This window comes from Clostridium kluyveri (assembly GCF_001902295.1).
Classification (GTDB): domain Bacteria; phylum Bacillota; class Clostridia; order Clostridiales; family Clostridiaceae; genus Clostridium_B; species Clostridium_B kluyveri_B.
In genome coordinates, this window is sequence record NZ_CP018335.1 from 901,417 (window position 1) to 915,634 (window position 14,218).

The 14,218-nt window shown below is 31.9% G+C and carries 12 protein-coding genes; 9 read left to right on the plus strand and 3 right to left on the minus strand.

Translation table 11 applies throughout. The features are described from left to right. The first annotated feature begins 124 nt into the window (after positions 1–124). Positions 125–247 (plus strand): hypothetical protein, encoded by a 123-nt coding sequence (locus BS101_RS24205; protein WP_265874532.1) that lies wholly within the window; start codon positions 125–127, stop codon positions 245–247. A gap of 49 nt (positions 248–296) precedes the next feature. Here BS101_RS24205 and BS101_RS04680 read toward each other — a convergent pair whose 3' ends face one another. From BS101_RS04680 to BS101_RS04690, 3 genes are all read right to left on the minus strand, one after another. Beyond that, entirely contained in the window at positions 297–935 is a 639-nt protein-coding gene (locus BS101_RS04680; protein ID WP_073537767.1) for an amino acid ABC transporter permease, read from the minus strand. Positions 936–955: 20 nt separating this feature from the next. Continuing rightward, positions 956–1,762, minus strand: a complete 807-nt coding sequence (locus BS101_RS04685; protein WP_073537768.1) for an amino acid ABC transporter substrate-binding protein — start codon at positions 1,760–1,762, stop codon at positions 956–958. A 189-nt stretch (positions 1,763–1,951) separates the two neighbouring features. Further along, positions 1,952–5,014, minus strand: coding sequence for an insulinase family protein (locus BS101_RS04690; protein ID WP_073537769.1), 3,063 nt, complete (start codon positions 5,012–5,014; stop codon positions 1,952–1,954). Between the two features lie 485 nt (positions 5,015–5,499). On the opposite strand from BS101_RS04690, the gene BS101_RS04695 reads away from it, so the two are divergent. The 8 genes from BS101_RS04695 (at position 5,500) to BS101_RS04730 (ending at position 14,217) form a co-directional block, all read left to right on the plus strand. Beyond that, positions 5,500–7,443: an ASKHA domain-containing protein gene (locus BS101_RS04695; protein ID WP_073537770.1), complete on the plus strand. Its 1,944-nt coding sequence runs from the start codon at positions 5,500–5,502 to the stop codon at positions 7,441–7,443. A gap of 350 nt (positions 7,444–7,793) precedes the next feature. Continuing rightward, complete coding sequence (locus BS101_RS23685; RefSeq protein WP_073537771.1) at positions 7,794–7,991, plus strand: hypothetical protein; 198 nt, start codon at positions 7,794–7,796, stop codon at positions 7,989–7,991. Positions 7,992–8,019: 28 nt separating this feature from the next. Continuing rightward, positions 8,020–8,910 carry a uroporphyrinogen decarboxylase family protein gene (locus BS101_RS04705; RefSeq protein ID WP_073537772.1) on the plus strand — a complete coding sequence of 297 codons (891 nt, stop codon included), beginning with the start codon at positions 8,020–8,022 and terminating at the stop codon, positions 8,908–8,910. 624 nt (positions 8,911–9,534) lie between these two features. Further along, the gene (locus tag BS101_RS04710; protein ID WP_073537773.1) at positions 9,535–10,215 is read left to right on the plus strand and encodes a corrinoid protein; all 681 of its coding nucleotides are present in this window, start codon (positions 9,535–9,537) and stop codon (positions 10,213–10,215) included. Positions 10,216–10,240: 25 nt separating this feature from the next. Further along, positions 10,241–11,308, plus strand: coding sequence for a uroporphyrinogen decarboxylase family protein (locus BS101_RS04715; protein WP_073537774.1), 1,068 nt, complete (start codon positions 10,241–10,243; stop codon positions 11,306–11,308). A gap of 134 nt (positions 11,309–11,442) precedes the next feature. Then, positions 11,443–12,396: a CobW family GTP-binding protein gene (locus BS101_RS04720; protein ID WP_073537775.1), complete on the plus strand. Its 954-nt coding sequence runs from the start codon at positions 11,443–11,445 to the stop codon at positions 12,394–12,396. 93 nt (positions 12,397–12,489) lie between these two features. Continuing rightward, positions 12,490–13,158: a DUF1638 domain-containing protein gene (locus BS101_RS04725; RefSeq protein ID WP_242951403.1), complete on the plus strand. Its 669-nt coding sequence runs from the start codon at positions 12,490–12,492 to the stop codon at positions 13,156–13,158. A 36-nt stretch (positions 13,159–13,194) separates the two neighbouring features. Next, on the plus strand, positions 13,195–14,217 hold the full coding sequence (locus tag BS101_RS04730; RefSeq protein ID WP_073537777.1) for a uroporphyrinogen decarboxylase family protein: 1,023 nt from the start codon (positions 13,195–13,197) through the stop codon (positions 14,215–14,217). The last annotated feature ends 1 nt before the right edge of the window (position 14,218 follow it).

A 14,218-nucleotide genomic window follows, 5' to 3' on the forward strand; every position in this document is an offset into this window, starting at 1 on the left:
AATGTTTCATTTGAGTTAACAGTTATTTATTGTATACGTTTTCTAAAAACCCATTTGAATATTGGGATTTAATAGATTGAAATTCTAAAGAGACTAAGGTAAATTGTTAGTAAGGAGGTATAAGATGAAGGATACTAAAAAATTTAAAATAACCATGGAAGTAATAGAAGAATGTTTAGAAGAGTGTCTGGAGAATGATAATGTATATAAAAACAAAGAAAAGCCAAACTTTGTTAGTAGTAGATAACAAAATTTGACTTTCTAAAAATTAGTTCCAGTATAAAGTTTGTAATAAATTATTTTACGGAATATTTTTTTTCTAACTGTCTAAACCCCATAACTAAAACTGAAGTTATAAGGAGATATAAAGCTGCAGCTATGAAAAAAGGAGTAATTGTAAAATCACGAGTTACCACCTCTTTTGCTGCTCTTAAAAGATCACCAACTCCAATAGTAGCTACTAAGGCTGAATCTTTTACTAAATTTATACTTTCGTTACACATGGCAGGAAGTACATTTCTGATAGCTTGAGGAATGATTATTTTTGTTATAGTTTCATAATAATTCATTCCTAAAGCTTTTGCAGCTTCAAATTGTCCTCTATCTATGGATTCAATACCCGCTCTAAATATTTCTGCTAAATATGCGGCATAATTTATGGTAAAGGCCAAGCTTGCAGCGGCTAATGGTGATAATCTTATGCCAATTACAGGAAGACCAAAATATGCAAAAAATAGCTGCAATAACAAAGGGGTTCCTCTAAAAGCCCAAGTATATAAGCTTAATATAACTTTTAAAGGCTTAATCTTAGATATTTTTCCTATAGCAACTATACCACCGAGAGGTATAGAAAAAATAGCAGTTATAAAAAACAATTCTATAGTTATTAAGCTTCCCTTTAGTATAAATCCTGTAATGTCCATAAGTTCAGACACGCAAATCACATCCTAACCAATTATTTTGTAACTATATTTTTACCAAACCACTTTTGAGATATTTTATCAGCGGTTCCATCACTTTTTATAGTATCCAGCGCTTCATCTAGTTTTTCCTTAAAGCTTGTATCTGTTTTTCTTATACCTACACCGTAATCCTCTACTCCAAAGTTATCGTCCAGTATCTTATATAAATCAGGTTTCTTTTCTATGTAGTACCTCCCTACAACTTCATCTACTATTACTGCATCTGTACGTCCTTGACTTAAATCTAAAAGTGCTTCTGTATTATTTGAGTATTTTCTGACTTCTTTTAAAGATTTAGAGGTATCAGCATCTGCTTTTAAGGCCTTTTCACTACTGCTTCCCATCTGTAGTCCCACTGTCTTGCCTGATAAATCCTTTTTACTGTTTATGGTGGAATTCTTTTGTACTACGATTATCTGTTTATTTTGAAGATATACCTTTGAAAAAGCTATTTGTTTTTTCCTTTCTTCAGTTATAGTTAAACCATTCCATATAACATCTATATCCTTATTATTTAAACTAAGTATTACGCCATCCCATTCAACAGGTTTAAACTCAACTTTAACTCCTAGTTTTTCTGCTGCTGCTTTTGCCATATCTATGTCAAATCCAACTATTTGACCTTTTTCGTCTCTAAACCCCATTGGAGGGAAGCTGTCATCTAGTCCTACTACAAATTTACCTTTTGCCTTTATATCATCCCAGGATGTATCATTTGATTTTTGAGTTTGTCCACATCCTGTAAGTAATATTCCCATCAGGAATATTACAATAGTTAAAACTCCAAATTTTTTTTTCATTTCATATATCCCCCTATTTGTATGAATTCTAATTACACTAAACATTATAATTTACTGTATTAAATTTGTAAACCAATAAATTATCGGATAAACAATGATAATGTAGTAATTCATAGAAAAATATATTAAAGAGGGAAAAACCCTTAAAATATAATTGAACATTTCAATTTACTTTAAGGGTATTGGTATTTATTTTCCCGTATCTATAATTTCATTGAATAATTCTTTATTCTCTTGAATTTTATCGCTGGAACCTTCTAAGAAATATATATTTTGGTTTAAAACTTTATCTAACATATTCCCATAATTTCGTATGTCTTCTGGTGTAGTAGAAAGAGCTTCTTTTTCATATTTTAAAAGATCATTAGGGGAAAAACCTGTAAGATATATTGAATCACAAAGGGCACTTTCCACAAGTGGTCCACTAATCTTTAAATTTACAAATTCTTTAATGGCACCTATGATATATTTTGTCATTTCATCATCTGATGCTTCAAAATTTTTAAGATAGTTTACTGTGGTTTTAAAAGTTTGCAGGGTTTCTTTTAGGTTTGGGTCTCTTATGGATGCAAGAATAACTTTTCCATCGGACGAGATGGAAATCTGGCCTCCATAGGCACCGCCGGCTGTTCTTAACTCATTCCATAGATATTCTGTATTTAATATATTTTGAAGTACCATCATCTTTCCACTGTAACTATATCCAGTACCTTTTAAAGTTCCACCTTGTAGTATTGTTTGCACTTTGGCAGAGGAAGAAAAGGCTACATTTTTATTGGTTTTTGTAAAAGTATAATTTTGTTCCGGAACACTTTTTGATGTAATTTCTGAACTTATACGGTTTAATTCGGTTTTAAATTTTTTAATGGAGGAGTCACTTCCACTGCAGCTTGCTATTAGATTATTTTTATTAAAGGCAAGCTTATAGGTGTCATTTAAGTTTTTATAGATATCCTCCCATTTTGAATCAAAATTATCATCTAAATCTTGTAAAAACTTATAATATGAAAGACCAGAAAGTTCTTCATTGTATTTTCCACCGTCACTCATATAGGAATTCATAGTCATAAGTGCAGCACTTCCAGAACCAGAGGTAAAAATTGATTGAAGAGCTGCTTTATTCTGCTGTATGGTCTGTTTTATTTTTTCTTTATTTTCAAAGCTGCTTTCATTTATAATTTCCTTAATTATATCCAAAGATTCATCAATGGTATCCTCAGGCATTAACATGGATACTATAATTTTAGGAGAATATTTATTAAGATTTTTACTATTTGTTATTGCAGAAGGTATAAAACTTATAGATCCTCCAGCATTTTCTAGCATTTCATTTGAAAGTTCCTCGGAAGTGTGTTTTTTGGTGTCTACATTTCCAAGTAAGGAGGATAATAAACTTAAGTAGTGCAATTCATCTTGAGGAACCCTGGATGTATCAAAGTAAAGATTCAAAGTGGATAGTCCATTTAAATTTTGAACATGACTGAGAACTTTTACACCAGATTGATTTTCAACTCTATAGCTTAAATTAGGAAGTTCAAGTTCAATGTCATCTAAAGGAAGTTTTGGCAAGGTGTCTAATGCTTCTTTAGAATCTTCACTTTTTTGCCATAAGGTAAAATCTTCTGTATCCTTTACCAAAGAATTAATTGTTGTTTCATCCAAGCTGTTTTTATAAGCTCGAAGCTTTTCTGAAAAGGCTTTGGAAGTTGTACTTTCAAGCCCCACTTCAGGTTTCATTATAACTAGTGAATAGTAATTGTTCGTAAGAAAATACTTATTAATCAGATTTTTGAAATATTCATTTTCATCTGTTTCTTTGATTTTTTCCATTATGTCATCCGTGTCAAAGTACATGGTGGGATCTTTATCATATATCCATGTAGCTAATGCGGTTTGGGATAACACAAGACCTGTTCCCCCAAGGGAAGGTAATATAAGTTCCTCAGAGTTAACGCTTATATCATAAGATGCCAGGGCAGATTTAAGAAAATTCTCATCAAATCCATTTTTATAAATATCCTGTAATGTATTAAAAATGGTTTGCTTAAAAACTTCACTGGAGGATTCATTCGAATTAGAGGCATCAATAGAAAATGTAGGTTGGATACCTTCCATATTAAAGGAAGAAGATACATTTACTGCAATACCTTTATCTGCTAGAGCTTTTTTAAGTGGAGCATTATCTGTACCCATAAGCAGGTAACTTAAAAAACTTAGGGCTATATTTTCTTCTCTGTTATCTATAGTTCCTGTGACAAAGTTTAAGGAAAGATAGGTTTTATCTTTTGTATCACTGTCTTCTGGTATAGAGTAATAAGCTGTTTTTACAGGTATACTGGACAAAGGTTCCTGTGGTTTTATGGAAGTATTTACTTCCACCTTGTCAAATTTACTTAAATAATTCTGGTCAATAAATTCAAGATACTCCGATATATTCAATTTACCATATAGATATATATAGCTGTTGGAAGGTGAATAATTTTTTTTGTATGTTGATACTAATTGTTCCATTGTAAGGTTTGGAATTTCTTCAGGATTCCCACCTGCATCCCACTTATAAGAAGTATCAGGAAAAAGCGACTGCATTTTTGCATTATGTAAATTATAATCTGGATTTGAGTAATTGCCTTTCATCTCATTGTATACTACACCATTAATTGAGAGGGTAGAATCTACCGATGGAAGTTCATATCTCCATCCTTCCTGTTTAAATATATTAGAGTTCGTAGTAAAATTTGGATAAAACACTCCGTCTAAATATACACTCATTAAATTTTTAAGATCCTGCTCATTTGTACTGGCCACAGGATATGTAGTGTAGTCATTATATGTTAATGCATTGATGAACGAACCTAAGGAGCCCTTTAAAAGCTCAGTAAATGGAGATTTAACAGGATAGTTTTTAGAACCGTCTAAGACCGAGTGTTCAATAATATGATTTACCCCAGTATTATCTGAAGTAGGAGTTCGGAAACTGATATCAAAGACTCTTTGAATATCTTCATTGCTAACATACATAAGCTTTGCACCCGTTTTTACGTGAGTAAATAACATAACAGAAGAGTTGATCTTTGGTATGTCTTTTATTGAAGTAAGTTCAAATCCATAATAGGTTTTTCCTACTTCATTACAGGTTGTAATGTTTGTATCTGATGCATAGACGATTTTGTTGGTAAATACCATATTGGACGAAGAAAATAACATAAAAGAAATTACAATTAAAGCAGTGATTTTTTTGAAAAACATTTTCATTATATGTGCCCCCCTTATATTCTTATATAGATATTATTTGACTTTTTATTGAATTTAATAATCTTTTAGGTGAAAAAATTATAATATATTAAAAGTCCATTTTTGACGTGTTTTTTGAGATTATATTTATCCCAAGGTTAGAATAACTTGACAGATGCTTTAAGTGAATTATAACATGTATTTTCCAAGTGCTCAAATTTATATATAAATTGTCAAATATAAAATATATATTAGTTAATTTTTAATATTGAAAAAATAAAAAATATTTTTACAAAGTTTATAGATATAGAAATACTTACTTTTCAATAGATGGCATAAGCAGATTTTATATAGTATACTATGTTATAATATATTTCTTTTTTATCCTCAGTAATAGTTTCAGATGGGTTGATTATATTGGATAATATTAAAAGGGGATTCTTTGTAGAAAACTAAAAATTACAATAAAATTATTTTGGCTTTTGACTTAAAAGAGGTGGGAACTAATGCATATAAATGTTATTTTTCAACCTACAGGTCGTAGGGGGAAAATATGTTCAGGAAAAACTATTTTAGAGGCTTGTCAAAAATTTGGTATTAATTTGGAATCTCCCTGTGGGGGGAATGGAGCTTGTGGAAAATGCAAAGTTAAATTGGAGAAAATATCATGCAATAAGGAGAGTGATTTCAGTAACAGCAGTATTTCACCAATTACAGAAAAAGAGAGAGAAATATTGACAAAAGAAGAGCAATTGCAGAATTTTAGATTAGCTTGTTGTACTAAAATAACCGAAGACATGGTAATTTTTGTACCTGAGAAAAGTGAGAAGGGAAAGCAAAGAATCCTTGAAACTTCAGAGTCAAAATTATTTCATTTAAATCCCGGGGTAAAAAAATATTACATAGAATTAGAAAGTCCCACACTGGAGGACTGTAGAGATGATTTTACCCGGGTTAAGGATGCATTGTTGCATAAATATAAAAATCTAGAAAAACATATTTCTATGGATTATAAAGTAATGCAAACTTTGTCTTCATTATTGAGGAAAGAAAAGTATAAGATAACTGTAACATTATGGATGGATAAGGAAATTATATCTGTAGAACCCGGATTCAATGAGAATATATATGGAGTTGCCATGGACGTAGGTACCACAACCATTGCAGCTGCTTTATGTGATTTATCTACTGGTGAAGTGATAACACAGATCTCAAGTTTAAATCCACAGATTATATATGGAGAGGATATACTATCTAGAATTTCCTATTGCAGTATAAATAAAAACGGACTTGAAGAGATGCATAATTTAATTATTAAAGAGATAAATAAACTATTAAAGGAATTGGCTGCTTCAATAAATAGGGATGTGAATCAGATTTATGACATGGTAATAGTATTTAACACTGCTATGCATCATATAGCTTTAAATATAAATCCTGAATATCTCGGACAATCTCCTTTCACACCTGTCATATCCCAGGGGCTAAATATTAAAGCAAGGGAATTAGATATAAATATATGTAAAGGGGCCTATATGTACAGTCTTCCTATCGAAGGAGGTTTTGTAGGTTCAGATAATGTTTCTGTATTAATTTCTCAGGAAACCTATAAACAGGATAAAATGCTTATAATAATTGATATTGGAACAAATGGTGAAATAGATTTTGGAAATAGAGAAGGGTTGTTTTCCACTTCCTGTGCAACTGGTCCTGCACTTGAGGGAGCACAGATAAAGTACGGCATGAGGGCAGTTACTGGAGCTATTGAAAGAGTAAAAATAAATCCTCTATCTTTAGAAGTTGATTTTAAGGTGATTGGAGAAGATAAGTGGAATAATGCAGCTGAAATGGGAGGGGTAAAAGGAATATGCGGTTCGGGCATAATAGATGCTGTGGCGGAGATGTATAAAAACGGCATAATTGGGAAGGATGGAACCTTTGACAAAAAAATAGTATGTTCCAGAATACGTAGAGATGAAGAAGGAAGAATGGAGTATGTATTGGTGTGGAAACGTCATACGTCTATAGGAGTGGATATTTCTATAACACAAAAAGATGTAAGAGCCGTACAACTTGCCAAATCAGCATTATATGCAGGGGCGAAGGTACTTATGAAAAAAATGAATGTGGACTCTGTAGAAGGGGTTATATTGGCAGGTGCCTTTGGCAGTTATATTAATAAAGAAAATGCTCTTGTTATAGGGTTGTTTCCAGATTGTGATTTAAATAATGTAGTAGTTGTAGGAAATGCCGCAGGTGAAGGAGCTAAAATAGCTCTTTTAAGTACAGACAAAAGAACTGAAGCTGAGGAAGTGGCTAAAGATGTACAGTTTATTGAGTGTGCAGCAGAAAAGGACTTTGAAATGGAGTTTTATAATGCTATGAATTTTCCACACAGTGAGGATGAATTTCCACATATTAAACATATTCTTGATAGTATTCCCGAATAATACAGAAGGTTGGTGATATAAAATGAATTTTAAATGGACGGAGTTGCAGCTAAAGAGACTGAGTGAATTAAATGTTTCGCAAGATAAAAAAATATGACTTTTTTAAGTGAAGAGGGACGTAATGCTGTTTTAATAAAATTTGTAGAATGGAAACATATACAGAAATATTTATTTGTATTATCATAGAAATTAAGATATTATTCAGTTATTAGAGAATGACTGCAATTTGGATAATAACATAGAAAGGAGGACATAAGTGTCAATTAAAAAACATGAGCTTTTCAAGAAAATATCAGATGCAGTGGTTGAGATGGACGAGGATACTGTAATTTTACTGTCAAATCAAGTGATTGAAGAAAAACAGTAAATATAAAATAGTTATAGGTGTAGTTGAAGGAGATACCCATGACATAGGAAATTTTAAGGTTATGGTTGGCGGCGGCTGTATATCTCAAGATTTTGCAGATAAAATTAAAGCTGATGGATATTCTGCAAATGCTGTAGAAGCAGTTAGACTTGCTAAAAGTCTAGTGGGATATGAGGATTAATTAAAAGTGAAAGGGGTTGGGATAAATAATGAATTTTGATATTGACTCCATATGTAAAGGTGAAAGTATAGAGCAAATTCCAACAGCAATTTTAGATAAAACAGGCATACATTTTGGAGATGCACATTTTAAAAAAGATTATATGGCTGTTGTTTCTGAAAAAATAAAGGAAGTTGATAAAAATTGTATCTGCTACATACCCTTTTCTGTAACTGCGGAAGCAGAAGCTTTTGGTGCCAAGGTGAGGTTAGATGAAGATAGCAATGGAATTTTAATAGATGGTTTTAAGTATGCTAAAATTGAAGAGCTTTCAGATGTCCATGAATTTGATACGGATAAGGGTAGGATAAAAGAAATACTGGATTGTATTGAAATATTGAGTAAAAGGGGAAATATTGTGGCACTTAATGTAGAAGCTCCCTTTACTATATTGACTTTGTTAATAGATAACTTAGCTATTTACAGGGGATTAAGACGACAAGGTGATATTATTTATAATGCACTTTTAACTATACAAAATAGTATTAGAAAATATATCATTAAAGCTTTAGAAAGAGGTACCAGAATAATATCCTATGCAGATCCCAGCGGTGATATTGATATTATAGGTCCTAAAATTTATAAAAAATTCAGTGGCGAGATATCTTATAGTCTTATAAAAAGTTTAGAGGACTATATTGATAACTCTATAATACATCTTTGTGCCAGGACTTCTTTACCTTTTGAAAAATCAGGTTTCTGTGAATCAAGTCCCATAGAAATAAAAAAGGACATTAAATATGGAGAAGCTATTTGCAGTTTATTGGATGAAAAAGATGTTAAGATTTTAGGTCATAAATGCATGAATTGTAGTAATAAAATGGTGGAAGACTCCCTTGTGTGGAAACTTGAGCTAAATAATAACTACACCTTTATTTAATTGAAAAAATATTATTTTTTTATTGACATATTAGAAAATAGTGCATATAATAACATTAAATCAAAGTTAATAGATAGGAATAGTAATAAAAGCGAAGATGAGAAGAAGTAAATTCATGGAAGCTGTCAGAGAGAAATCTCCATTGGGTGTAAGAGATTTTGAGTGGAAATTGATTGAAGTGCGTCTCGGAGTTCTGAATTGAAATGTTAGTAGACTTCAGTGGGTACGCCCGTTAAAGCGTTGAGGTATTATTGTACCAATATTTATGAGTTATTATGTACTTTATTTTTAATACATAATAAACAGAGTGGAACCGTGGAAGTTAACTTCTGCCTCTGTATTGAGGCGGGAGTTTTTTTATTTTTCTAATTATGACTTATAACAATCTAAAAAGACGTCTATAAATAAAATTAATATGTACTTATGCATGAGTATTTTGAAGCAATATCTAGAATGTGTTGCCCTTTTTCAGAAAAATATTCTAATTCTGGAAAAATATCATATAATAATCAAAAAATTGAATTATAGTGCCAACTGAATTTAAGAATCACTTTGATATGTTGTGATTAAAGAAGTGTATACAAAAAACATAGCAAGTATAAATGATAAAATGGAGGTTAAAAAATGTCAGTTAATAGAGATGAATTATATAAAAAGTTAGCAGATTCTGTATTCAATATGGATGAGGAGGAAGCAGTAAATATTTCTAACCAGGTTATTTCTGAAAAATTGGATGCATATGAGGCCATAGATAAAGGGTTGTCAGCAGGTATGGATGAGGCAGGAAAACTTTTTGAAGAGGAAGAATATTTTGTTCCCGAACTTTTGTTGTGCTCTGATGCAATGTATGCAGGTTTGGATGTGTTAAAGCCCCATATAAAAGCTAAAGATGATGAGATAAAACACAAAGTAGTTATAGGTGTAGTTGAAGGGGATACCCATGATATAGGAAAAAATCTTGTAAAGATTATGCTTGAAACTGCGGGTTTTGACATTATTGATCTTGGAAGAGATGTTCCACCTTCAACCTTTGTGGAAAAGGCAAAGGAAGAGAATGCTGAAATTATAGTACTTTCTACTTTGATGACTACTACAATGGAAGGAATGAATGAAGTCATAGAGCTTCTCAATAAGGAAAATATAAGAGAGAATTTCAAAGTTATGATAGGAGGAGGTCCCGTATCTCAAGGATATGCAGATAAGATTGGGGCTGATGGATACTCCATAAATGCTGCAGAAGCTGTGACACTTGCAAAAAGATTGATTGGAGACAAAGAGCTAGAGAGTATTTTAATTGAAGAATAGTTTAAATAAAAAGGAGGTAAAGGGTATGTCACTGATACAAAAAAAAGATGAATTAACTTCACTTGAAAGGGTTGTTCTTACTCTGCAGCATAAAAAAGCAGACAGGGTTCCAGCTGTACCACTAGTTTGTGGTGCTTCATACAGGGTTACAGGTACAAGATATGATAAATGGTCTAATGATGCAGAAATAGCAACTAAAAGTTTATTGGCAGCTCAGGAATTGATAGGACATGATGCATTTTTATTACTTGTGGATCTTTCAGTAGAGGCTGCTGATTTTGGACAAGAATTGATTTTCCCAAAGCATAGTACGGCGTATCCCGATTTTAATAATCAATTAATTGCCACTGTTGATGAATATAATAAAGTTAAAAAAATAAATCCTAGAGAAACAAGGCGTATGAAACAAGTTGTTGATATAATAAAAGGCCTTTCAAAGGCAAGGGGAAATGAAGTGGCCATCCTTGGATTTGTATATGGTCCGTTAGGTGTATTGTCTCAAATGAGGGGACACAAAAATTTGTTTGTAGATCTTATTAAGCATCCTGAAGAGGTTCTGGAAGCAGTAGATATTATAACTGATGTACTTGTAGAGTATGCTAAAGCTCAAGCAGAGGCAGGAGCTCACTCAGTATGTATAGATCCTTTGTATTCTTCAGGAACGGTACTTAGAAATACAACATGGGAAAAATTTGAGGGCCCATATCTTAAACGTATTGCTGATGCCATTCGTGAGACAGGTGCAGCAGTATCAATACACAATTGCGGAGATGGAGTATATTTTGAAGAGGTAATAAAATGGTCAGATCCCGTGGCAATATCTGTAGCACATCCTGCCCACGGATCAAAAACCTGGGAAGAGCATGCTAAAACTTGGGGAAAGAAAGTAGTTACTATTGGATATTCAGATCCTGCTGATACAGGATTGGTTATGTCTGCTGATGAAATATTAGAAGACTGCAAAAATCAAATTGATTTATTTAGAAAAAATGAAGCTGGATTTATTCTTTCCACAGGCTGTGAATTCCCTCCTAATGGAAACCTACTTAGTGCAGCAGCAATGGTTGAAGCATCTAGAAGATATGGGAGATAGAGTAACTAATATATAGGAACATATTTAGGTCTAATTCAGGTGTTAAAAAATCTGAATTAGACATCTTCAAACAACTACCCAGCATTTTACATATGATTCTGCAGCGATTATCAGTAATTTTAGGAAGTGAGACAATGAAAATAAAAATTGATATTTTTTCAGGCTTTTTAGGTGCAGGTAAGACCAAATTAATAAAAAAGTTAATAAATGAAAATTTCTATACTGAGAAAGTTATTGTTGTTGAAAATGAGTTTGGTGAAGTTAGTATTGATGATAAATTTTTACAGAAGTGTGATGTGAAAGTTAAAGAAATAAATGCTGGATGTATTTGCTGTTCAATCCTTAATGATTTTAATAATGTACTTCAAGAAATTATTAGTTCACAGGAAGCAAAAAGAATTATTATTGAACCTTCGGGAGTAGGCAAACTTTCTGAAATAGTTAAAATTGTAAAAAAGCTTGAGTCAAATAATGAAGTGCTTCTTAATATGATAATTACAGTTGTTGATATTACAATGTATGAAGATTTTATTGATTTTTTCAGTGAATTTTATAAAGATCAAATTATTTATGCCAATACAATTGTGTTAAGCAGGACACAAAATGTTGATTATAAAAAATTACAGAGTGTAGTTTCAAAAATAAGAGAGCTTAACAAAAGGGCAAATATTATAACCACGCCTTGGGATGATTTAACAGGAGATAGTATCGTTAAAGTTGGAGAAAAGGATGGTGAGAAGGATTTATTTAGAAAAGTAAATATAATTAAAAGGCCAAAGGTAGAAACAAAATTTAAAACCATAAGAAAAAATTCAGCCCCAAATATATTTAGCAGCTGGGGAATTGAAACACCTAAATTATTTTCAGTAGAAACTTTAAAATATATATTTAGTAATTTTAAAAATGAACAGTTATACGGCAAAGTATTGAGAGCAAAAGGAATAGTACAGACAGATAGAAATCATTGGGTTGAGTTTGATTTTGTACCAAATGAATTTGAAATAAGAGACACAGAACCTGACTATACTGGACAGGTATGTGTAATAGGAGTTAATTTAAATAAAGAAAATTTGATAAGTCTTTTCTAAAAATATATTTGGTTTGAAAATTAGTAGTTATATCATTAGCTGTAATAGTTTGTTGAATTGAAGTTTAGTTATGTGAAATAGCAGGGAGATATAATGATGAAGATAAAAGTAATAGCTTGTGAGGTTATGAAAGAAGAAATATTATCAATAGAGCCATTACCCCATGAAGAATTTCAGTTTATATCTATGGATTATCATCTTTATCCTAAGAAGCTTGGCAGGGAACTTCAAAATATTATTGATAAATCTTTAGGTTATAGCAGAATTATTTTGGCTTTTGGTTTGTGCGGAGGTGCTGCCAGGGACTTAAAGGCAACTAATTGTGCACTTACAATACCAAGGGTACATGATTGTATTTCTGTATTTCTTGCCTCAGATAAGGGTTATGTGTGTGATTTTGAAAAGGAAAAGGGAATATTTTATTTAACTTGTGGGTGGATGATTACAGAGAAATCAATACTTTCTGATCACCAGCGTATTCTTGAAAAACATGGTGAAAAAAAGGCATTAAGCTTATTGAACAGAATGTATGATAGTTATAAAAAAGTTTTATTCATACACACAGATCGTTCTTCTCAAGATGAAGAAATATTACAATCAAAACAAATAGCCAGTTTACTCAATGTTAAATATGAGGAGATTAAAGGGAGAATTGATTTTATTAAAAAAATCGTAAGAGGACCTTGGGATGATAAAAATTTTATAAATATAGACCCTTTGGGAGTTATTACTGAAGAAGACTTTGGGATTAGTGCAAAGTGATTGCTAATATACAAAGCAGAAGGAGAGATATTTATTATGAATGATTTAAGTCCAAAAGAACGTATAATTCGTACATTTAAAAAGGAGACCACAGATAGACCGCCTGTAATTTGTCCAGGAGGAATGATGAACTCAGCTATTGTAGAGGTAATGAATAAAACTGGACATAAGCTTCCAGAAGGTCACCATGATGGCAAACTGATGGCTGAAATTGCAAGTGATGTACATGAAAATACTGGTTTCGAAAATTTTGGCATACCATTTTGTATGACTGTTGAAGCGGAAGTATTGGGGAGTGAAATAAACTATGGAACTCTTTCCTGTGAACCTAAAATACAGAAAGAGGTATTTTCTTCTGTATCAGATGTAATATTTAAAGAATTGGGTGCAATGGAGAAGAATCTCAGGGTTAATTCAATAATTGAAGCTACCTGGGCACTTTCACGAAAGTATTCAGATGTACCTGTAATAGGGAGTCTCACAGGACCAGTCAGTGCGTCAGCATCAATTGTAGATCCTATTCAATTTTTAAAGGAGTTAAGGAAAAAGGCAAAGGATGCCCATAAGGTAATTGATTATGCAAGCAATCATATTATAGAACTGGCAAAATTAATGATAGAAAATGGGGCAAGTGTAATTTCTATTGCTGATCCAACTGCAACTGGAGAGATATTAGGACCAAAGATGTTTAAAGAATATGCAGTTAGATATATAAATAAAGTTGTTGATGCAATACATGCAATGAATACACCAGTTATTGTGCATATATGTGGAAAAATGAATGCTGTAATGAAGTATATTCCAGAAATCAGGTCTGATGCCATAAGTACAGATGCATTTATCAATTTAAAGGCATTGAAGGAAGAGTATCCTAAGCTTACTACCATGGGAAATCTTAGTACAATTCTTTTAGAGTTTGGAGATGAGCAAAAAGTTGTCAATCAAACAGATAGACTTGTAAAAGATGGCATTAACATTATATCACCAGCTTGCGGACTTAGTACATCAACCCCGCTAAAGAATATAGTATCAATGACAAAAGTGGTAAAGGAGTCATAAT